This window comes from Micromonospora sp. NPDC048063 (assembly GCF_043202855.1).
Classification (GTDB): Bacteria; Actinomycetota; Actinomycetes; order Mycobacteriales; family Micromonosporaceae; genus Micromonospora.
The window spans coordinates 15,872-36,125 of record NZ_JBIDBG010000031.1 but is presented as its reverse complement, the minus strand read 5'-3'; the positions used below and the strand labels follow the sequence as shown (position 1 = coordinate 36,125).

The window sequence follows — 20,254 nt, the reverse complement described above, 5'->3', positions numbered from 1 at the left end:
CCCCAAGCCGTTTGTCTGGACCAGGACCGCCGACGACATCCTCAACAGCCTCGCCACATACTGCCGGCGAATTAACGACTCAGAACACTAGTACTTCAGCCGCACTCGCCTGATCTGGAGTTTCGGCAGCTCGCCACGAGCCGTGGCCGTCGGTTGCTCAGCCCGATGCGACAACGATTGAGGTCCGGCGCGCGGTACTTGCCGGACACAGACTGCGCATCCACTACGCGGCTGTGGACCAGACCCCGAGGTGGCGCACCGTGGACCCGATCGGCCTGGTCACCGTACGGGACCAGGGCTACTTGCTGGCCACAAGATCAGACGCGGACCGCACCTACCGGCTGTCCCGGATCTCGGCTGCCAGGCAACTCGCCGAACCCCGCACAGCGACCAGCCTGCGTCCAGAACCGGCCGGCGCCACTCGCTGCGCTGGTGGTGTCAGCGCGGGCTCCGCGCCCATCGTCGCACCGTTGCGATCCTCGCCCGGCCGGGGACCGGGCGCAGCCCGAAGAGGCTCGGGCGGCACCTGCTGGTAGCTGGCCCGGTTGCGATCCTCGCCCGGTGCGGGGGCCGGGCGCAGCGCAGCCCCCGCCGCGCCCCCAGCGAGGTTGGTGGAAGAAGTCGATAGAGCACGCTCATGGGATCACGATGCTGGCATCGAGTGCTTCCACGATCAGGGGTTCGTCGTCGTTTGGTAATCCGACAGACCACACACGTGCTTTAGAGCCGATTGCGGGTATCTGGGTCTGGAGGAGAGTTGCGTCTGCGTTTTCCGGGTTGCTGCGGTACCAGCGTGCGCGGATGCGCGATGCCCCTTCGATGTCGACGGTGAGGGTAAAAGATGACACGCTCCCGTGCTCCATAAGGCTCACCGTGCGGTCGATGACGCGTCCCGCTGATGGTCGTGCGTGGTTCCGTGTCGCGTGCCACCGCTCGGCGAGCTGCGCCTCGCGGCGTGAGAGCTTTCTCGATTCCGTCAATGCCATTCCACACCCGGCCAAAAAGAAGGCCGGCAGGAGGGTGAAGATCAGATTGAACCACCACCCCGGCGAGTCGCTTATCCAGAGGAACACGACTAGGAGGCTTGTGCTGAGCGTGCCGGCGACCAGCAGGACCCAGAGAATGGCGAGAGCGGAAGGGCGCAGTCGTCTGCCGAACTGGATCTCCCTCGGTGCGGTCGCGTCGTCTCCAAAGGATCTGACCAGGTGCACGATGTGACTGATCGGTGTGTCGTCCGTCATTGCGCACCCGTCGGTGGCTTCCGAGGCGTTCCGAGGTTGTGGCGGGGCTTCACTTGCCTAGCTTGGCATATGTAGATGTGTCTGTCACGGAGCTGACTTCCGGTCGAGGGACTCCGGGTTGTCTCGATGCCGTCCCTATTTCCGCAGCGCGATGGCGAGCCCCGTGAGGAGGAGGCCACGCCGAGGATGGCGAGGCTGGTAGCCAGGATCGCGAGATCTGCCAGGCCGGATATGAAGAAGAGGAGCGCGGCGTTGAGACATGGTGGCCACGCCTTCGATCAGCCATTGAGCTGGCCTAGGAGTTGGCCGGTGCTTGGGACCCCGATGACGAGCAGTGGTTTGCTGACTGTCCAGTGGTGCTTGACTTCGCCGGGGAACACCTGGAAAGCAATCACCAGAAGCTCGACGACCTGTCGATCACGTGAAACTCGGTAGACCTGCCCTGGACGCCGACGTGGCCTACATCGGACGGATTCCGGCTGGTCTGGCGCGACGAGGTTCCCGCCGTGTTGGCGGCCCGGTGCGGGCAGCGGCTTGAGGCGGCGGAGCTTCTTGAATGGGCTGGCCGTCCGTCGAGACGGATCAACCTCAGTTCTGCTCTCTCGTCCCAGTTGTTCTGCTCGGTCGAGGGCCGTTTAGGCCCGCCCGTAGCTTCAGCGACAATCTTGCGGGTTGCGGTCGCAACAAGTGTGGTGGTCGGGGGCACAGGTCTTGCCTCGCCGGCAGGCGCGGAGGACCGGGTCCAGCCAGGTCAAGTTGTCACCTACGCGGATGCGGTTCCGGGTCTCGCGCCGTCTGATATCGGAGACCGCGCCCGGTACGTCGACGAGCAGGGCCGAGTGATCAATCCGGCGACGAACGGGCACCAGACGGCGGGATCGCGACGTCGGCGATCGGGTGTACGCCCATCAGCCTGCCTGATGATCCTCACTACTCAGCGCCGGATGTCTCTGGGCGCGGGCAGTGGGAAAAGGGTGACTGCACGGCGGACACGGCTCGTGTCCGTAACTGTCTCTACGAGCTTTCCACGGACGGCGCATGGCGCCGCAAGGCTTGATCGGCGACGGTTGCAACTCAAGCCCAAGTCGGTAAGCAACAACCGAACGACGGCGCGTCGACCCTGCGAATCGACAGGTCAACTGATCTCCTGGCGTAATCATGTCGACGTCGATGTCGACGGCCAGATTGATCCGTCGGACACTGCCTATCACCAGGCGAGTGTGCACTGCGTCGTCACCGCACCAGACCAGTAACGCACAGCTCATTCCCGCCTCGGACGGGCACCGGCGCGCCGGCAGAACCCACAGCAATGTCAGCTCGGCGAGCTGGCACCCCCAGTGATACCGGTTACTACTCCAACAGCAGCCTCACCTCCGGCAGCGGCCAGTACCACGACGACCACTACGGAGCATGAGTTCTGATTACCGCTAGTGACGGGTCCGGGGGATGGGCGCCCTCATCGTGGCTGGATGAGCGCACCTGATCTTGCCGGCTCCTGTGCCCATACCCCCGTCGCTGCCCGACCTGACCGCTCAACGTCGTGCACCGTCAGTTGCCGGCGTGGGGGCGCGGGGCTTGGCGCGTACGTGCATGCGCTCGCCTTGTCGGCCGAGGATGCTGAGGATCTCGACGGGGTGTTCCCCGGTGCTGCCGAACCAGTGCGGCAGCCGGGTGTCGAACTCGGCCGCCTCGCCGGCGCGGAGCACGAAGTCGTGCTCGGCCAGGACGAGGCGGAGCCGTCCGGAGAGCACATAGAGCCATTCGTAGCCCTCGTGGACGCGTAAGTCGGGCTCGGTCTGGTCTACGGGGATGATCACCTTCCAGGCCTGCAGCGAACCGGCTTGCCGGGTCAGCGGTAGCACCGTGCGGCCGTTCGCCCGGCGGGGGACCAGGCGCACCCGGGGGTCGCCGACCTCGGGTGCGCCGACGAATTCCTCCAGTGGCACCTGATGGGCATGGGCGATCGGCAGCAGGAGTTCCAGGCTGGGTCGGCGTTGGCCGCCCTCCAACCGGGACAGGGTGCTCTTGGAGATGCCGGTGGCCTCGGCCAGCGCGGTCAGGGTGACGCCGCGCTGGGTGCGCAGGCGTTTGAGGCGGGGGCCGACCTCGGTCAGGGCGGCGGCGATCGCGGGCGGGTGATTCATGGCCCCATTCCACCTCGCTCTTCCCGGAAATGGCAACAATAGTTGCCGCCTACGGACTCTCGGAGCAGCCTGGGCGCCATGAACGAGTATGACGTCGTGGTGGTGGGCGGCGGGCCCGCCGGATTGAACGCCGCCCTGGTGCTGGCCCGAGCCAGGCGCCGGGTCGCGGTCGTGGACGCCGGCCTGCCCCGCAACGCGCCTGCCACCCACCTGCACGGATTCCTGTCCCGCGACGGCATACCGCCGCACGATCTGCTTACCGCCGGTCGGGCCGAGGTCGCCGGGTACGGCGGTCGTTTCATCGACGACACCGTGGTCGGCATCGAACGCGGCTTCCGGGTCCACCTGGCCACCGCAGCAGCGCTGAGCGCCCGGCGCGTCCTCGTGGCCACCGGCCTGCGCGACGACCTGCCCGCGATCCCGGGCCTGGCCGAGCGGTGGGGCCGGGACGTGCTGCACTGCCCGTACTGCCATGGCTACGAGGTCCGTGACCGGCCGCTTGGTGTGCTGGGCGGCACGGTGGACGCGGTGCAGCACGCGCTGCTGGTGCGGCAGTGGTCGCCCGACGTCGCCTTCTTCGCGCACACCCACGACCTAAGCCCGGACGAGCGGAAGCGGCTGACCGCCCGCGGTATCCGCATCGTCGAAGGCACGGTGGCGCGGCTCGTGATCGACCGTGACCGGCTCGCCGGCGTCGAACTGGACCGGGGAAGCGTTGTCGCCCCGGCGGCGATCTTCGTCCGGCCCCGGTTCGTGCCGAGCAACGGCCTGCTAACCGGCCTGGGCTGCCAGGTGGACGGCAACGGCTGGGTGGTCGTCGACGAGAGGGGCCGCACCAGCGTGCCCGGTGTCTGGGCTGCGGGCAACGCCGTCGACCCGCGCGCCCAGGTCATCACCGCTGCCGGCGCCGGATCGGCCGCCGCCATCGCCCTGCACGCCGACCTGGTCGAGCAGGACGTCCAGCGCGCCATCGCGGACGCCCGCCCGTTCTCGGCCGCACTGGAACGGCAAGTCACCGAGGCCGTCCTCGCCGACCGCCGTCACGGTCTCTGAACCCACAACCATCAAATACTGGAGGAGCACTCACCATGTCTGAGGACCCGATCGCCCGCCCGCCGATGCGCGCCGGGCCGCCGCCCCGCCATCACATGGCCCTGATGATCTGGCTGGCCGTCTTCCCCACGCTCACCGTCCTGCAACTGCTACTCGGCGACCTGCTCCGGGACACACCGACGGTGCTGCGCACCCTCGTCCTGGCCACCCTCGCGGTGCCGATCGTCATCTACGGCCTCCTGCCGCCACTGCAACGCCTGCGCATGTACGTGATCGGCCGGCGAGCCTGATCGAGTGGCCGTCCCGTCGTCACGAGCCCGACGCAACGCTCGGATCGCTGCTTGGTTCACCTACTCGGTGAATTACTGATCCGGCGTTCCCTCTGCGACGATCCGTCGCGCCGGTTCAGAACCGGTCCGCCTCTTCTCGCCAGGCGCCCGCAGGCCCCACCTCCTTACCACCTGCACCTGGCGAACGGTTGCTCTCGCGACGATTGACCCGGCCAGCCGAGGCGGCCGCCAACGACCGTGCACGTTCGGCGGCCGCCAATGGGCAGGAGGTAAAGCACGTAGCCCTACTCAGCGGCCTCGGCGCGGCGCTGCTCAGGCCGCTGCACACCGGTAGCAACGCCGGGTGCCGATCAACCTGTGGGAAGCCCGCCGCGCGGAGCGCGGACCTGTGACCTGTCGACGACCCGGACCGGCGAATGCGTGGCAGTTCGCGGGCTGACCTTGCGACCTGCTCCATCGGGGAGGCCGTCACCACGTATCGCGGGCCGAGCCGGGATCGCGCTGCGGAACTCGACCACCTGATCGAACAGGCCTGACCGACCTTCGGGGAGTACGAGACCCGATTGGTGCGGTTCCACGCTGGACTGGGCATCGCCGGTTGACGAGGTCAGGCGAGGGCGGTGGGGCTGGTCTCTGCCCGCTCGACTTGACGGCGGAGCCGGTCGGCCTGCTCTTTACGGCCGGAGGCCGCTTCCGGTTAACCCGGCCCGCCAGGGCCGGGCGCTGCGGTGAGCGGGAGTGGGGTGATCGGTCGGGGTCGACCGCAGTCCTACGCCGAGGGCCAGCTGAGCAGATCAGGGGTGAGGTGGTGTGCTGCCCTGCTCGTCCAGGATGGCCCACAGCGCTTCGCGCCTCTACTTGCGGCGGTAGCGCCCCTTTGGGCCTGTTGACTGCTCATCGGCGCGCTCCAGCATCCGACTGGGTAGGGCGTTGGCGGTGCTGTAGCCGAGCACTCTGGCGGCTTCCGCTTTGCCCACCAGTTCGTCCGGGGCCCCGGAGCGGTCGACGCTGTCACGCGCGCTGCGCCTGGCCTGTTCGCGTGGCAGTTCGAATTTGGCGATGTCCTGGCGGCGCCATGTGCGGCCGTCGGCCGCGCGCTCGGGGAAGCCGTTGCTGTCGCGCTCGCGGTAGAGCCGGTCGAGGTGGCTGACGGAGATGCTGAGCATCGCGGCTGCTTCAAGCTCCTCGCCGCCAACGGTGCCTGTGGCGGGCGCGCCATCGGCTGGGGCAGCAGGCGACACGGCTATTGCCTGCTGGCCCGCGACGGCAGGTGTGACCGCCTTCGGTCGCAGATCCAGGTCGACTGCGGGAATCTGGCCCGCAGTCAGCCTGTCCCCCTCACCCGGGGATCGGAAGGTTGGGCGTTCGATTCGAGTCCCTTCGGGCGCGCAAGATCATGAAGGGTCTGACCTGCCGAAGTGCCGCCATCATCCGAATTGGACCGGATCGCGGGGCGGGCGGACGTCATCTAGGCTACGCACGTCCATCCCGGCTCTTCGAGGGAGTCGACCGTGACGCGTTCCGCCGGAAGCCGAACTGAGGAGGTCCCGCCCACCGGTGTGGACATCTCCGTACCGCATTCGGCCCGGGTCTACGACTGGTGGCTCGGTGGAAAGGACAATTTCGCTGTCGACCGGGCGGTGGGCGCCGCGTTGATCGAGGCGATCCCCACCCTGCGGATGATGGCCGCCGAGAACCGGCGGTTCGTCCACCGGGTGGCCCGCTACCTGGTGGCCGAGGCCGGAATCCGCCAGTTTCTCGACATCGGCACCGGCATCCCCACCCGGCCCAACCTGCATGAGGTCGCCCAGGCGCTGGCGCCCGAGACCCGGGTGGTGTACGTGGACAACGATCCCATCGTGCTGGCGCACGCCCGGGCGCTGATGATTAGCAGCGAGGAGGGGCGCAGTGAGTACATCCACGCCGACCTGCGCCGGCCGGAGACGATCCTCGCCGACCGCCTCACTGGCACGTTAGACCTGAGCCGGCCCGTGGCGCTTACGCTCATCGCGGTGCTCATGCTGTTGCGCGACGAGGACGAGCCGGGGGAGAGGCTGCGTACCATAATGCGGGCCTTGCCTTCTGGCAGCTACCTGGCCATCACCCATCCGACGCAGGACTTCAACCCCTCAGAGATGGGCGCGGCGGTGGCCGCCGCCAATCAGGGCCACATGACGCTGGTGCCGCGCACGCGCGCCGAGGTGGAGCGGTTCTTCGACGGGTGGGAGTTGATCGAGCCGGGCATCGTGCCCGTCATGGCGTGGCGGCCCGATGAGGCCAGCTCGGACGACCCGCGCGCGGCCTACTATTGGGCCGGCGTCGCCCGCAAGCCCTGACCCTCAGTGTCGGTGGACCCGTTCCGACCACCGTCCCTATCGGATCAGAAGGTTAGGGGTTCGAGTCCCTTCGGGCGCACAAGATCGTAAGGGGCCTGACCGACACCGTTGCGTTGTGGGATTGGCGGACGTATTGAACCCCGGTGTGGAGGTCTGCGGTCAGATCGCCCAAGCGAGTTCGGTGAATGCGGTAGCGACCCGCAGAGCGGGCGGGGCGTCGACGGCGAGTTCGTAGTGTCCGCGTCGGAGGTTCTGCATGAAGGCGTGGCCGGCGATGATGACCTGTGCTGTCTTGTCCGTTCGCAGCCCTCGCATCGGTCTCAACCGGTACCACCTGCCCGGTACTTCAGCAGGGCGATGAGCTCGGACTGCGTGAGGGCGTGGATCCTGCTCCACAGCCCGACATAGGCCCAGTTGGGCTCCTGTGCCTGCAGCGCAACCAGTCGCCCGATCACCTCCAGCGGGGTGCGATCGTTGCGCCCCAGCAGGAACTGGCGGTCTATCAGCGCCCTTCAGGGCCCGGAGGGAGAGTGTGGTCACGGCAGCCGCACCGAGACATTGCCCTGGTAGTAACCCTGCAGCAGGGAGAGGAACGCCTGCGGCACGTCCTCGATCCCGCCCTCGACGACTGTCTGCGGGTAGACGAAGCGGCCCTCGCCCAGCCAGCTGCTGAAGTGCTCGCGCCAGGCCGCGATCTGATCGGGCGTGTGGTAGCAGGAGAACGGCAGCAGCTCGACGCCCTTGGCCTCGGCCGCCGCGCGGTCGGGCTGCGGAAAGCGCTGCGCCGCGTCGCCGAGCTGGCTGGACAGTGAGCCGCAGAGGGCGAAGCGTGCTCCGGGCCGGGCCGCCTGGAGCGCGCCCTGGTACTGCTCGCCGCCCACGACGTCGAAGAAGACCGAGATGCCTTCGGGCGCGACTTCCTTGAGCCGGTCGGCCGTCGAGCCGTCGTGGTAGTCGAAGGCGGCGTCATAGCCAAGCTCGTTCACCAAGTAGTCGGCCTTCGCCGGGCTGCCGGCGCTGCCGATCACCCGCGCCGCGCCAAGGCACTTGGCGATCTGCCCGGCCAGCGAGCCGACCCCGCCCGCCGCGCCGGAGACGAAGACCACGTCGCCGTCGCCGACGGCCGCTACCTCGGCCATCCCGTAGTAGGCGGTCGGTCCCTGGCCGAGGTAGTAGCCGGGATCGGCGAAGAGCTCGCGGCTGAGCTTGAGGTACGAGCCGGCCGGGCCGGCCGAGTACTCGCTCCAGCCGGTCATCGACTGGACCAGGTCGCCGGCCTCGAGTTCGGGGCTGTCGGATCGGACCACGGTGCCGATGGCGGCCACCCCTACCCGCTGCCCCGGCTGCCAGGCCGGGACCGGAATGGTGCAGTCTGCCCGCATCAGCTCCAGGTAGGTCGCGGCGAGCCCGATCTGGTCGGTGCGTACCAGGACCTCGCCGTCCACCTCGGTCTTGGCGACGGTGAAATGTTCGAGCGTGGGGGTGCCGGTGATCTGGGCAGTCAGCTGGATCTCACGGGTGATCATCTTCTGTCCTTACCTCGGGTGTGACCGTCGAGATCGACTCTAGGGATAGTTCCGGCCAGTTTCTGACCGGAAGTCGAGGCAGGATGTCGCCATGGCGAACACCAGCTCACGGACCCTGAGACTGCTCTCGCTGCTGCAGACCCACCGGCACTGGTCCGGCCTGGAACTGGCCGACCGGCTCGGGGTCTCCGAGCGGACGCTGCGCCGCGATGTCGAGCGGCTGCGCGAGCTCGGCTACCCGGTCAGCGCGGCCCGCGGCACCGACGGTGGCTACCAGCTCGCGCCCGGCGCCGTCCTGCCGCCGCTGCTGCTGGACGACGAGGAGGCGGTGGCCCTCGCGGTGGGCATCGGCGACGCGGCGCAGAGCGGGATCGCGGGGATGGAGGAAGCATCTCTGCGCGCACTCACCAAGGTGGTGCGGGTCCTGCCGCCCCGGCTGCGGGCCAGGGTGGACGCCCTGCGGGCGATGACCCTCTCCGCTGTCGTGCCCGGGCCGGTCGTCGCGGCGGGGGTGCTCACCGCAGTCGCCCAGGCTTGCCGGGACGAGGAGCGGCTGCGGTTCGGCTACACGGCCAGGGGCTCCGCACCCACTGAGCGCGAGGTCGAGCCGCACCGCGTCGTCGCACTCGGCGGACGCTGGTACCTGGTGGCCTACGACCTGGGTCGGCACGACTGGCGCAGTTTCCGCCTCGACCGGCTGACCGAGCCGACGGCTACCGGCACGCGCTTCCGGCCGCGCCTGCTCCCGGCCGAGGACGCCGTGGCCCTCGTCCAGGCAGCGAGCGGGGCCCCGGCTCCGTACACGGTCGAGGTCCTTGTGCACGCGCCCTCCTCGCGGGTGCGGCAGGTGGTCGGCCGCTGGGGCACGATCGAGCCACTCGATCAGGACAGCTGCCAGCTCACCATGACCTCGACCTCCCTCGACTGGCCAACCCAGGCACTGGGCAACGTGGGCGCCGAGTTCAAGGTCCTGGGGCCGCCGGAGTTCGCCGCGCACGTCCAGGAGTGGGGCGCCCGCTTCATCCGGGCCACCCGCGCACCCGCATGACCTTCCTCGCCGTGGCGCCGCGACGGTAGCGCGACGTTCGTGGCAGCCGGCGAGGCAGTGGAAAGGCGTTCTGCCAGGCGTAGGAGGGCTTGAAAACCGGGTCCCACAGCGGTTCGGGCAGCCATGAAGTGCGGGCAGGGATAGACCTTCCCGAGCTCGAAATGACCGCCCGAACGCTGAATGGAATACCCTTCAGCGTAACTGTACACAATGCGCCCGGAAGCCATGTGACCTGTTGAGTTTGCGAGAACTGGAAGAAGCTCTCCCGGCGCTGTCGACTATCCGGACAGAGTTTTGCATCAGGTCCCTTCCCACACACAACGTTGCAGCCATCGGCATCGATATAGAGGGATGGTGATGCAGTGGTTCATGGGATTCGGCCACTCGCAACCTCTGTTACCTCAGCCGTGCGGGCGGGCTCGGCGGGTCGGGTGTTGCCGTTGCTGTATCTGCACGGGCTGTCGGCCGGCGACTTCGTACCCGTGCTGGAGTCGTTCCTGGGCTCGGCCGCCGGGCTGTCGTTGCCGGCAACTTGCTGTTCAGGAGTCGAAGGAGCGACGAGTGACCCAGCCGCGTTCAGACGCCTCCCAGCCGAGCTGCATGCGCGACGTCGACCCGGTGAAGTCCATGAGCGCCCTGAGGCGGCGCTGGACGCTACGGCCGCTCATCCCCAACTGCTTGCCGACCACTTCGTCGGTGAGACCACTGAGCATGAGCGAGAGGAGCGCGAGGTCGTCTGGGTCCGGGCCAGCAGCGGGGCCGTCCACGAGATCCTTCTCCGGGTCGAGGACTATGGGGATGCCTGCTGCCCAGACGGACTCGAACAGGGTCACCAGCGAGTGGACGAGGCTCGGGGCCCTGATGACCACGGCGGCCGCTGCGTAGCCCCGGACCGAGAGCGGGGCCATGGCCACGACCCCGTCGGTCACGAGCAACTTGGTGGGTACCTTGGGGACGGCGCGGATCAGGGCGTTCGCACCGAGTGCCTCCCGTGCCTCAGCAACCGTCGTGTCATCCTCGAAGGCCGCGCGTTCGATGACGACGCGAAACGTCACGCCGCGGTCGAGTGCCTGCGCTTCCGCCGTGTTCTCCTCGGGACTCACCGCGACAGGGCGGGCGTCGACGAAGGTGCAGACCTCCTCACGAGCGCTGAGCTCGAGCTGGAGGAACCGCCGACGGACCGCGTCAGCTCCCAGCACGACCTCGACCAGGTCGCCGACGTCGGCATGGTTGAGATCGCGGCGGAACATCTCGGTTAGCGCCACCACCGACGTCTCCGCCACCGACAAGGCGTGCCGACGCGAGTTGAGCAACCCCTGCAGCGCGACATCCGGGGCTGTCGGGAACCATCTGCGCACGTCGCCCTCGAATGTCGCCACCTCGACGAGCCCGAGGTCGCGCAGCGAGCCGAGGACCCCGAGCACCTCGTCGACGGGGCGTTGCCACCGTGCCGCGAGCATGTCCACGGTGCCACCCCCGTCGACGACGAGGGATTGGTACTCCCGCTCCTGTGCAGCTGTCAGGCCAAGAGCGCTGAGATCGAGCTCCAGGGTCACCGACCACTCCCTTCAGACCTCCGCTCGGGTGCGACCATCGCGCATGCCGGCTGTCGAGAACACGACATGTCGATTCTTCGCCTGCCCGCCCAGGTTCCCCGAGGCGGGCCTCGGTCGGCACTCTGCTCCTTGGCGCCGGCCCCACCACCACCCAGGGGTCGGCAGCGGCGTGGACGCCCTACCGGTGCTGCGTCGTCCCACATCCGGGTTTCGTGCCCGCCTCGTTCCCACGGAGGCCCCATGCGCCGCACTTGGCGTCGTCGTACCCTCGCTTCCGCTGGCGTTCTCGCCATCGCGGCCGCACTCTCCCCATCAGTCCCCGCAGCATCGGCCGCAGGCGAGCCCCGGCCCATCGTCGGGTCGGCCGAGCACGCTCAGGCCCAGCAGTCGGCGACGGTGACGCTCATCTCCGGCGACCGGGTCCGGCTCACCCGCGCGGCGGACGGCCAGCCGATCGCCCAGATGCTGCCCGGAGACGACGGTACGGTCCCCGACCACGAGACGCTCCGCGACGGTGACAACCTCTACGTCTTCCCCGGCACCGCGGCGCAGGCTCTCGCGGCAGACCTCGTCGACCGCGAGCTCTTCAACGTGACCGGCCTCGTCGACCAGGGCTTCGACGACGCCCACGCCGACGCGATCCGGGTCATCGCCGAGTACGACGACGGCAGCCGGACGGTCACCGACTCGACGCCCACGCCGACCGGGGCCAGCGACAGCAGCGCTCTGACCTCGGTCAACTCGCTGTCGTACGCCGTTGACAAGTCGAACGTCCAGGCGGCCTGGGCGGAGTTGACCGACGCGAGCTCGGGCGCTGGCAACGGTCTGGCCAAGCTCTGGCTCGACCGCGCGTTGCGTGCGACACTCGCCGACTCGACCGCGCAGGTCGGCGCGCCCGTCGCCTGGCAGGCCGGACTCGACGGTGCGGGCAGCACCGTGGCCGTCCTCGACACCGGGGTCGACGCGGGTCACTCCGACCTCATCGGCCGCATCAAGGCGAGCAAGGACTTCACCGGGTCCGCGACCGGCACCGACGACCGCGTCGGGCACGGCACGCATGTCGCGTCCACGATCGCCGGCACCGGAGCTGCGAGTGGTGGCAAGGAGCGTGGTGTCGCCCCGGGTGCGGACCTGCTCATCGGCAAGGTCCTCGACGACTCGGGCGCCGGCTTCGAGTCCCAGATCATCGCTGGCATGCAGTGGGCCGTGGCGCACAACGCCGACGTCGTCTCCATGAGCCTGGGCAGCGTCCAGCCGACCACGACCTGTGACGACCCCATTTCCCAGGCCGTCAACGAGCTCTCCGGCTCCAGCCGCAGCCTGTTCGTCATCGCGGCGGGCAACATCGGCTCGTCCCAGAACACGGTCTCGAGCCCGGGCTGCGCCACGTCCGCGCTCACCGTCGGCGCCGTGGACTCCACGAACGCGACCGCGCAGTTCTCCAGCCGCGGCCCGGTGGGTGGCACCCATGTCCTGAAGCCGGAGATCGCCGCGCCCGGCGTGGGGATCCTGGCAGCCGCCGCCGGCGGTCGCGGCCTGTACGCCTACCGGGCGATGTCCGGTACGTCGATGGCCGCGCCGCACGTCGCCGGCGCTGCCGCCATCGCGAAGGAGGCAAACCCCACCCTCACCGGTGCGCAGCTGAAGGACCTGCTCACCTCCTCGGCGGACCCGACCGTCGCCGGAGCCGCACAGGAGGTCGGCGCGGGTCGTCTCGACATCGCGCGGATGCTCTCCCAGAAGATCACCGGGCAGTCCAGCGTCTACGGAGGGGCCTTCGCCTACCCGCAGACCAAGGCCTACGAGGCGAAGAGCCTGACGTACACCAACCGTGGGAACGCTCCCGTCGACCTGCGCCTCTCCGTCGAGCGGGTCACCGGTAACGACGGCCGACCGGTCAACACGCCCCTGCTCAAGCTGCCGCAGCACGTCGCCGTCCCGGCCCGGGCGAGCGTCGTGGTCCCGGTGACCGTCCAGCTCGGGGCGAACATCCCCGACAGCTCGCTCGGCGACATCACCGCCCGCATCGTCGCGACCGACGGTAGCCAGCGGGTCTCGACCGCCTTCAACCTCTACGCCACCGCCCCGTCGGTGACGGTCACGGTGTCCGTCATCGACCGCAACGGCAACCTCGCCGCCAGCTTGTCGTCGGTCGACCTGGTCAACACCGACACGTCCAAGGGGGAGCGGCGCTTCACCAGCGGAAAGGCGCAGACCTACACCGTCCGCCCGGGCCGTTACTTCCTCACGTCGTTCGCGGTGACGCCTACCCCTGGGGCGGCGAACCCGTCGGCTCCAGCGTCGGTGGCGTACCTCGCCCGTCCGGAGGTGACGATCGACAAGGACACCTCGTTCGTCCTCGACGCCCGCCAGGCGCACCCGCTCACGGTCTCGACCGAGCAGCCCAGCGAGCTTCGCTCGACGACGCTCACCTTCGAGCGGCAGTGGCCGAACAACTGGCTGCACGCGGGGACGATGACCACGGGTCCCGGAACGCGCGAGATCTACGCTCAGATCACCGGCAAGGTGGCCAACGGTGACGGATCGTTCGAGTTCGGGCACTGGAGCCGGAGGATCACCCCGCTCGTCTCGTCCATGACGACGTCCGGCGGGCTGGCCCTGCACCCGCTCTCGCCGCGCAGTGGGGTCGGCAACCTCGACGGGCAGGGCACTGCGGAGGCCGTCTCGGTCGGAGCAGGCACCGCCGCCGACTTCGCGGCCGTGAGCGTCGCGGGCAAGGTGGCCGTGGCTCACATTCCGGGCGGCAGCGACTTCCCAATCCAGACGAGGGCTGCGGCTGCAGGCGCCAAGGCACTGCTCGTCTACCGCGACGACCCCGGCACGTGGCTCCCAACCGCCGGCTTCGGCGCTACGCCACTGCCTGTCTACAGCCTGTCCGCCAGCGAGGGCGCCGCGCTCGGCGCTGAGCTCGCGGCAGGTCCGGTGACCATCACATGGTCGGCGCAGGCGAAAAGCCGGTACGCCTACACGCTGGGCTTCTTCTCCGACGGCCAGCTCGTCACGGCCCAGAAGCACGTCGTGGCCGACTCCTCCCTCGGTCGGATCAACGCGACGTACTCGAGCATGGGTGCCACGACCGACTTCGGTGACCTGACGGTGGCCAGGCGTCCGAGCACTGTCGCCTTCGGCATCGGTGGAAGCGACCCCCTCGCCGTGCCGAACACCCGGACGGAGTACCTCACCGCCGATGGCACCCAGTGGTACAAGTCCGTCATCTCGAGCTTCCCGTTCGGCGAGGTCATGAGCGACCGTTTCCGGACCTTCAGGCCCGGCCAGGAGGTCACCGACTCGTGGCACGGCGGGATCCTCGCACCGGGTGTCCGGAACAACAACGACGGCGTGCCGCAGATGATCGGTGAGCGGCAGGGTGAGCTCATCGGTGTCGCTCCGACGATCTGGGCCGACAGCGCAGGGCACTGGGCCGACGCCGGCAGCTTCGGCGACCTGGGCAAGCTCGAGCTCAAGCGCAACGGTGTCACCGTGGGCAAGAGCATCTACCCCTACGACGTCTTCAAGGTCCCGTCAGAGGACTCGACCTACGAGCTGACGTTGACCACGGAGAAGATCGGGGCGCCGGCGAAGTTCTGGAAGCGCTCGACGTTGATCCAGACGTCGTGGACGTTCGACTCGCACGAGGAACCCGACGTCTACAGCCGCCCGCTGCCGATGCTCCTTCCGCGTCTCGACCTGCCCACCGACGGCCTCAAGACGGTCGCCGCTGGGTTGGTGACGATCCCGGCCAGGGTCCAGGCGAACCCGGGCTACCCGGCGAGTGCCATCGAGTCCGCCAGGGTGTGGACCTCGACGGACGGCGGCATCACCTGGGTCCAGGGCACGACGCGCCTGACGTCCTCCGGGGCGGACCTCGTTGTGGACCACTCCGGTGACTCCGGCAAGCAGGTCAGCCTGCGCGTCGAGCTCACCGATGCGAAGGGAGCCAAGGTCTCCCAGACCATCACGCGCGCGTACGACGTGCGCTGACACGTCGAGTGATCGGGAGCCGCTGACCACCACGAGTCCGTCAGCGGCCCCGATCACCCGCGAACGTGGCAGGCGGTCGTGGCTGACGCTGACGTCATGTCGGGGCGCTGGCGTGTGGCGGACGCCGAGGAGTTGTTGGAGGTGGTACCGAGGGCGTTCCGACGCGTCCACCGTCCCCGCAAGGGCGAGCGGCGCAGCTTCGCCGAGACCGACTACTCGCCCTGCTCGATGCCGCTCACCAGTACCTCAAGGCGCCGATCGTGCTGATCTGGGACAACCTCAACACCCACGTCAGCGCCGCGATGCGCGAACTGGCCGCGGCCCGGGACTGGCTCCACGCGATCCAGCTGCCTGCCTATGCCCCTGACCTCAACCCGACCGAAGACGTCTGGTCACACGTCAAACGCAGCCTCGCAACCTCGCCGTGACCGGCGTGGACCAGCTCGCCGCTGTGGTGCAGAACCGGCTCAAGCGCATCCAGTACCGCCCCGACCTCCTGACCAGCTTTCTCGCTCACACCGGCCTGCCCCTCGACCCCGAACCGCCGTAACCCTGATCTTTCAACCTTCTGTAGGGACTGTAAAACGAACGGTGTAACTCCTGATCAAGGAGCAGCACTTGATGACGGATGTCGTGATCACCGAGGTCGATACTGACCAGGTGGCGAAGCGTGGACCGGCGCGGCCGGTGGGAGACGGGGTCGACGATCAGCTCGTCGCCCAGGTGGTGGAACAGGCTCGTGCGGCGGGTCTGCAGCTCACCGGTGAGGGCGGGCTGCTGCAGCAGCTGACCAAGCGGGTTCTGGAAGCCGCTCTGGACGGTGAGATCACCGATCACGTGGGCTATGACAAGGGCGACCCGGCAGGGAAGAACGGTGGAAAACTCTCGCAACGGGGTGCGGGGCAAGACGGTGCTGACCGAGGTCGGCCCGGTGCAGATCGAGGTGCCCCGCGACCGCGACGGCACGTTCGAACCGCAGATCGTGCGGAAGCGTCAGCGCCGGTTGTCCGGGGTCGAGGACATGGTGATTGCCTTGTCGGCAAAGGGATTGACGACCGGGGAGATCCAGGCCCACCTGTCCGAGGTGTATGGCACGGACGTGTCCCGGCAGACGATCTCCACGATCACCGACAAGGTCGTCGACGGGATGACCGAGTGGCAGAACCGGCCCCTCGACCCGGTCTACCCGGTGATCTTCCTCGACGCGGTGCACGTCAAGATCCGCGACGGCAAGGTCGCGAACAGGCCGATCTATGTGGCCTTGGCCGTCACGGTCGACGGCAACCGGGACATCCTCGGACCGTGGGCCGGCGACGGCGGTGAGGGCGCGAAGTTCTGGCTCAGCGTGCTCACCGAGTTGAAGAACCGGGGTGTCACCGACGCGTGCATGGTGGTCTGCGACGGGCTCAAGGGTCTGCCGGACGCGATCGGGCAGACCTGGCCCGAGGCGGTCGTGCAGACCTGCATCATCCACCTGCTGCGGGCGTCGTTCCGCTATGCCGGCTGGCAGCACTGGGACGCCATCGCCAAGGCGTTGAAACCGGTCTACACGGCAGCGACCGAGGCCGCCGCCCGGGAACGCTTCGCCGAGTTCGCGCAGGCGTGGGGCACAAAGTACCCGGCGATCATTCGACTGTGGGAGCAGGCGTGGGCGGAGTTCGTCCCGTTCCTGGCCTTCGACGCCGAGATCCGCACCGTCATCTGCTCCACCAACGCCATCGAGTCCGTCAACGCCCGCATCCGCCGAGCCGTCCGGACCCGCGGCCACTTCCCGAACGAGGGCGCCGCCCTCAAATGCGTCTACCTCGCGGTGATGAGCCTCGACCCGACCGGGCAGGACCGCCGGCGGTGGACCATGCGCTGGAAACCCGCCCTGAACGCCTTCGAGATGACGTTCGAAGGCCGCCTGACCGCAGGCCGCAAGTAACTCTCAATAACCCGAGTTACACCGTTCGTTTGACAGACCCGGTTGCGTCACCCAAGGCGATGACCAGGCGGGTGTTCGCGTCGATCGCGACTTGCAGGTTGGTCGAGTATCGGTAGTTCTTGCTCTGTGCGGCCAGTCGGTGGTCGCGGGTCGGGATCAGGGTGCCGTCCACGATCGCGATCTGGTCTTTCGGCCGGCGGCGTACCGGTGCCAGCGCGAGCAAGGGTCCGGCCGTGTCGATGACCTGGTGGGCGGCGGAGTGCGAGACTCCGAACAATGGGCCGAGTTGACGCATGGTCAGGTTCGTGCGCCAGTGCACGGCGACCAGCAGAACCCGGTCTGGCAGCGGTCAGGGCCCAGGGGTGTACCGGGCGCCCGTCGGCTATCGCGTCCCCGCCACGGCGAGCGACCAGGCGCACCAGCCGGTGGATCTGCGCCGGGTGCAGCCCGGTTGAACGGATGAATCAACTCCGGGCGGGAAGCCGAGAACACCTGCATTCATCGATGATCCCGAAGTGCGGCTCAGGATGTCTCAGCAACGCCCGAGCCGGTGCCGGATTCTGGCGGCCACGTCAGCGCACAGGTCGCCGAGCCCGTAGACCTAGGGGTGTTGGTAAGGATCTTGCGACCAGGGGCCAAATAGTTGATCTTCGGTTGAGGGCTGTGTTGCAAGGTCGCTACCGCGATGATTGACCGTTGTGAGTCGATCTCCCCTCAACATCGGCGAGCTGGTTGAGCACTGGACGCTCGTGCCCGCCGAGCTGGATCTCGTGGTGGGCAAGCACGCCGAGACGCGCCTCGGGTTCGCGTTGCTGCTGCGGTTCTACGGCCGGTTCGGCAGGTTCCCGCGTGGCCGAGCTGACCTGCATCCGGAGGCGGTGGAGTTCGTTGCCCGCCAGATCAGGACGGAAGCGACTGACCTGGCGTTCTACGAGTGGGATGGCCGCACGATCAAGCGCCACCGCAGGCGTACCTGGAGCGAGAGAAGACCCGGTTCGAGCACCAGTGGGAGATCTGCGAGGTGTACGGGTTCACCGGCTACGCCGACTCGGAGGCGGCGTTACTGGAGTGGGTGGATCAGCAGGCGTGGACGACGGGTGATCAACCAAAGGTGTTGTTCTACGCGGCGGTGGCATGGCTGCGGACCCGGCGGGTGCTGCTGCCGGGTGTGACGACGCTGCGGGACCAGGTGGCCAGCGTGCGCCGGGCGGCGCGGATGCGTATGCACGCGATGCTGCACGCGGCGGTGGCCGGCGAGCAGGCGCATCTGCTGGACAAGATGCCCGTCTAACCCCCGGGAGGCCGCCCGGTTGGAGGGCTCGACCCTTCGCTCCACAATAGACTGTGCGCACGGCTGGCGCGGGCGTACCCTATGATCACCCGCGTGGCGACGCCCGCGACCTACGTGTTCACGTCCTTCGACGATGCCGATACACGCCTGGGCGGCGCGTTGTCCGCCGCGTTCGACGGCAACTACGGCGGCACGCTGTTCTTCGACGGCGACCTGACCCTCGACGGGGACTTCCTGGACGCCGTCCGCGAGATGTCCGCCGCGGACCGCGAGGACGCCGTCGAGCTGATCGTGGTCACCGGCGATCTGACGGTCACCGGGCGGATCGCGCTGTACGACGAGCACCCCGGGCTCTACGTCGCCGGTCGCACCGAGGCCGAGACCCTGGAGGGCGGCGGGTCGGAGATCTCCATCCACGACGGCGCCTTCACCCACTTCGTGTACGGCGAGCACAGCGAGGGTACTCTCCAGGCCGGTACCGTCGACACGCCGTGGGTGATCGAGCGTGACCACCCGGTCGTCGTGACCGCCCCGGGCGCGCGCCTGGTGGACAACTACGGCGACTCCGAGGACGCTGACTTCGCCGGGCAGGCCATCGTCGACGCCTTCGTGCCCGAGGTCGTGGACGCCGACGAGCAGGAGCTGATGCTCGACGTGTTCCTGGACCGGCTGCGGGCCGGGCTGCCGGTGCTGCGGCCCGGAGCCCGGATCGCGTCCGAACGGGCGCGCGACCACGTGTCCGGCGCGGTGGCCGACCGGGTCGAGCACCTCGACCTGACCGGGCGCGACCTGCGAAGGTTCCCCGCCGAGGTGCTGCGAATGCCGTGGCTGCGCACCCTGGTGCTGGACGGCAACCGGATCGGCGAACTGCCCGAGGCGATCGGCAAACTCATCCGGCTCGAGCACCTGTCGGTGTGCCACTGCGGGCTGACCGCCCTGCCCGACTCGATCGGCGACCTGGCTGCGCTCCGGGTGCTGCGGCTGGCCGGCAACAAGATCGGGGACGGGGACGCCCTCGCCCTGCCGGCGGCCGTCGGCCGGCTCGCCGGGCTGGAGGAGCTGGACATCTCCGCGATGTCGGGCGGCCCGGTGCGGTCGACCCCGTGGCGGAACGTGCCCGGGGTGGCGCCGCTGGTGCTGCCGGACTCCTTCGGTGGCCTGGTCGGGCTGCGGCGGCTGGTCGCCGACGGGACCAACCTCGTGTTCCCGGAGTCCGCGCACGGCCTGACCGGCATCGAGGAGGTGTCCATGGCGGCCGGCGGCGGCGGGTACCTGAAAATCTTCCCCGACGCCGTCACGACCTTCCCGAACCTGCGCCGCCTCGACCTGAGCCGCAACTACTTCGACGCGATCCCGGACAGGCTGCTCCGGCTGACCGGCCTCGAGGAGCTCGACCTCGGCGACAGCCTTGGCCTGGTCACGGTCCCGCTGCCGGACCTCGGCCAACTGCCCGCCCTGCGGGTGCTCGGCTTCAGCGGGCGGATCGGCCCGCACCCGGCGCAGCCGGCGCACTCCGTGCTGCGGCAGCTGTTCGGCATGACGCTGGGCGCGCTGAAGGAGCTGCGGATCGACCGGTGGGGCCCGGACAAGGACCGCGGCGAGCTGCGGGCCGAACACCTCGCCGGGATCGGGGCGTTCCGCCGGCTGCGCGTCGTGGACCTGTCCTTCAACAAGCTTGAGGACCTGCCAACGGAGTTCGACGAGCTGCCCGAGCTGGCGGCGGTCGACCTCGGATACAACCGGCTGCCCGAGGCGGTCCGGGACCGGATCACCGCCGCGCATCCGGCGGCCCGGTTCGACTTCCGCTCCTAGACCAGAGCCAACGCCGCCCTGATTCGGT

Annotated in this window: 17 protein-coding genes and 4 pseudogenes; 12 read left to right on the top strand and 9 right to left on the bottom strand. The window is 68.7% G+C overall.

The window, feature by feature from the left end:
* The first annotated feature begins 176 nt into the window (after positions 1 to 176).
* Positions 177 to 536, top strand: a complete 360-nt coding sequence (locus tag ACGFZ2_RS33540; RefSeq protein WP_393460811.1) for a WYL domain-containing protein — start codon at positions 177 to 179, stop codon at positions 534 to 536.
* A 99-nt stretch (positions 537 to 635) separates the two neighbouring features.
* On the opposite strand, the gene ACGFZ2_RS33535 is transcribed toward ACGFZ2_RS33540, so the two are convergent.
* Both ACGFZ2_RS33535 and ACGFZ2_RS33530 read right to left on the bottom strand, forming a co-directional pair.
* On the bottom strand, positions 636 to 1,241 hold the full coding sequence (locus tag ACGFZ2_RS33535; protein ID WP_393460808.1) for a hypothetical protein: 606 nt from the start codon (positions 1,239 to 1,241) through the stop codon (positions 636 to 638).
* Positions 1,242 to 2,773: 1,532 nt separating this feature from the next.
* The gene (locus tag ACGFZ2_RS33530; RefSeq protein WP_393460805.1) at positions 2,774 to 3,385 is read right to left on the bottom strand and encodes a helix-turn-helix domain-containing protein; all 612 of its coding nucleotides are present in this window, start codon (positions 3,383 to 3,385) and stop codon (positions 2,774 to 2,776) included.
* Between the two features lie 78 nt (positions 3,386 to 3,463).
* Here ACGFZ2_RS33530 and ACGFZ2_RS33525 point away from each other — a divergent pair, with 78 nt between their 5' ends.
* Together ACGFZ2_RS33525 and ACGFZ2_RS33520 are read left to right on the top strand one after the other, a co-directional pair.
* Positions 3,464 to 4,438 carry an NAD(P)/FAD-dependent oxidoreductase gene (locus tag ACGFZ2_RS33525; RefSeq protein ID WP_393270194.1) on the top strand — a complete coding sequence of 325 codons (975 nt, stop codon included), beginning with the start codon at positions 3,464 to 3,466 and terminating at the stop codon, positions 4,436 to 4,438.
* A 35-nt stretch (positions 4,439 to 4,473) separates the two neighbouring features.
* Positions 4,474 to 4,728, top strand: coding sequence for a hypothetical protein (locus tag ACGFZ2_RS33520; RefSeq protein WP_393270192.1), 255 nt, complete (start codon positions 4,474 to 4,476; stop codon positions 4,726 to 4,728).
* Between the two features lie 854 nt (positions 4,729 to 5,582).
* On the opposite strand, the gene ACGFZ2_RS33515 is transcribed toward ACGFZ2_RS33520, so the two are convergent.
* Positions 5,583 to 5,894 (bottom strand): hypothetical protein, encoded by a 312-nt coding sequence (locus ACGFZ2_RS33515; RefSeq protein ID WP_393270189.1) that lies wholly within the window; start codon positions 5,892 to 5,894, stop codon positions 5,583 to 5,585.
* Positions 5,895 to 6,239: 345 nt separating this feature from the next.
* On the opposite strand from ACGFZ2_RS33515, the gene ACGFZ2_RS33510 reads away from it, so the two are divergent.
* On the top strand, positions 6,240 to 7,064 hold the full coding sequence (locus ACGFZ2_RS33510; protein ID WP_393460802.1) for an SAM-dependent methyltransferase: 825 nt from the start codon (positions 6,240 to 6,242) through the stop codon (positions 7,062 to 7,064).
* A 159-nt stretch (positions 7,065 to 7,223) separates the two neighbouring features.
* Here ACGFZ2_RS33510 and ACGFZ2_RS33505 read toward each other — a convergent pair.
* From ACGFZ2_RS33505 to ACGFZ2_RS33495, 3 genes and pseudogenes are all read right to left on the bottom strand, one after another.
* Positions 7,224 to 7,391: pseudogene (locus tag ACGFZ2_RS33505) on the bottom strand (IS6 family transposase); the annotation flags it as partial.
* Positions 7,385 to 7,519, bottom strand: coding sequence for a DNA glycosylase AlkZ-like family protein (locus ACGFZ2_RS33500; RefSeq protein WP_393460799.1), 135 nt, complete (start codon positions 7,517 to 7,519; stop codon positions 7,385 to 7,387). The pseudogene ACGFZ2_RS33505 and the gene ACGFZ2_RS33500, both read right to left, overlap by 7 nt.
* 81 nt (positions 7,520 to 7,600) lie before the next feature.
* Entirely contained in the window at positions 7,601 to 8,590 is a 990-nt protein-coding gene (locus ACGFZ2_RS33495; RefSeq protein ID WP_393270179.1) for an MDR family NADP-dependent oxidoreductase, read from the bottom strand.
* Positions 8,591 to 8,681: 91 nt separating this feature from the next.
* On the opposite strand from ACGFZ2_RS33495, the gene ACGFZ2_RS33490 reads away from it, so the two are divergent.
* The gene (locus tag ACGFZ2_RS33490; protein ID WP_393270177.1) at positions 8,682 to 9,638 is read left to right on the top strand and encodes a helix-turn-helix transcriptional regulator; all 957 of its coding nucleotides are present in this window, start codon (positions 8,682 to 8,684) and stop codon (positions 9,636 to 9,638) included.
* A 539-nt stretch (positions 9,639 to 10,177) separates the two neighbouring features.
* Here ACGFZ2_RS33490 and ACGFZ2_RS33485 read toward each other — a convergent pair.
* Positions 10,178 to 11,194 (bottom strand): TrmB family transcriptional regulator, encoded by a 1,017-nt coding sequence (locus ACGFZ2_RS33485; RefSeq protein WP_393460814.1) that lies wholly within the window; start codon positions 11,192 to 11,194, stop codon positions 10,178 to 10,180.
* Positions 11,195 to 11,590: 396 nt separating this feature from the next.
* Here ACGFZ2_RS33485 and ACGFZ2_RS33480 point away from each other — a divergent pair, with 396 nt between their 5' ends.
* The 3 genes from ACGFZ2_RS33480 (at position 11,591) to ACGFZ2_RS33470 (ending at position 15,746) form a co-directional block, all read left to right on the top strand.
* Complete coding sequence (locus ACGFZ2_RS33480; protein ID WP_393460796.1) at positions 11,591 to 15,196, top strand: S8 family serine peptidase; 3,606 nt, start codon at positions 11,591 to 11,593, stop codon at positions 15,194 to 15,196.
* A 260-nt stretch (positions 15,197 to 15,456) separates the two neighbouring features.
* Entirely contained in the window at positions 15,457 to 15,624 is a 168-nt protein-coding gene (locus tag ACGFZ2_RS33475; RefSeq protein WP_393270173.1) for a transposase, read from the top strand.
* On the top strand, positions 15,621 to 15,746 hold the full coding sequence (locus tag ACGFZ2_RS33470; protein ID WP_393270170.1) for a hypothetical protein: 126 nt from the start codon (positions 15,621 to 15,623) through the stop codon (positions 15,744 to 15,746). Before ACGFZ2_RS33475 ends, ACGFZ2_RS33470 begins: the two co-directional genes overlap by 4 nt.
* Here the strand turns inward: ACGFZ2_RS33470 and ACGFZ2_RS33465 are convergent.
* Positions 15,710 to 16,033: a hypothetical protein gene (locus ACGFZ2_RS33465; protein WP_393270261.1), complete on the bottom strand. Its 324-nt coding sequence runs from the start codon at positions 16,031 to 16,033 to the stop codon at positions 15,710 to 15,712. The two genes, ACGFZ2_RS33470 and ACGFZ2_RS33465, sit on opposite strands and share 37 nt — an antisense overlap.
* Here ACGFZ2_RS33465 and ACGFZ2_RS33460 point away from each other — a divergent pair.
* Positions 15,920 to 17,123 (top strand): annotated as a pseudogene (locus ACGFZ2_RS33460) (IS256 family transposase). The gene ACGFZ2_RS33465 and the pseudogene ACGFZ2_RS33460 overlap by 114 nt on opposite strands.
* 46 nt (positions 17,124 to 17,169) lie before the next feature.
* Here the strand turns inward: ACGFZ2_RS33460 and ACGFZ2_RS33455 are convergent.
* Positions 17,170 to 17,621: pseudogene (locus ACGFZ2_RS33455) on the bottom strand (transposase family protein); the annotation flags it as partial.
* 200 nt (positions 17,622 to 17,821) lie between these two features.
* Between ACGFZ2_RS33455 and ACGFZ2_RS33450 the strand changes: the two are divergent.
* The 3 genes and pseudogenes from ACGFZ2_RS33450 to ACGFZ2_RS33440 form a co-directional block, all read left to right on the top strand.
* Positions 17,822 to 18,034: pseudogene (locus ACGFZ2_RS33450) on the top strand (DUF4158 domain-containing protein); the annotation flags it as partial.
* Positions 18,035 to 18,057: 23 nt separating this feature from the next.
* Positions 18,058 to 18,414 (top strand): DUF4158 domain-containing protein, encoded by a 357-nt coding sequence (locus tag ACGFZ2_RS33445; protein WP_393270167.1) that lies wholly within the window; start codon positions 18,058 to 18,060, stop codon positions 18,412 to 18,414.
* Between the two features lie 93 nt (positions 18,415 to 18,507).
* Positions 18,508 to 20,226 carry a leucine-rich repeat domain-containing protein gene (locus tag ACGFZ2_RS33440; RefSeq protein WP_393270164.1) on the top strand — a complete coding sequence of 573 codons (1,719 nt, stop codon included), beginning with the start codon at positions 18,508 to 18,510 and terminating at the stop codon, positions 20,224 to 20,226.
* Positions 20,227 to 20,254: the final 28 nt, after the last annotated feature.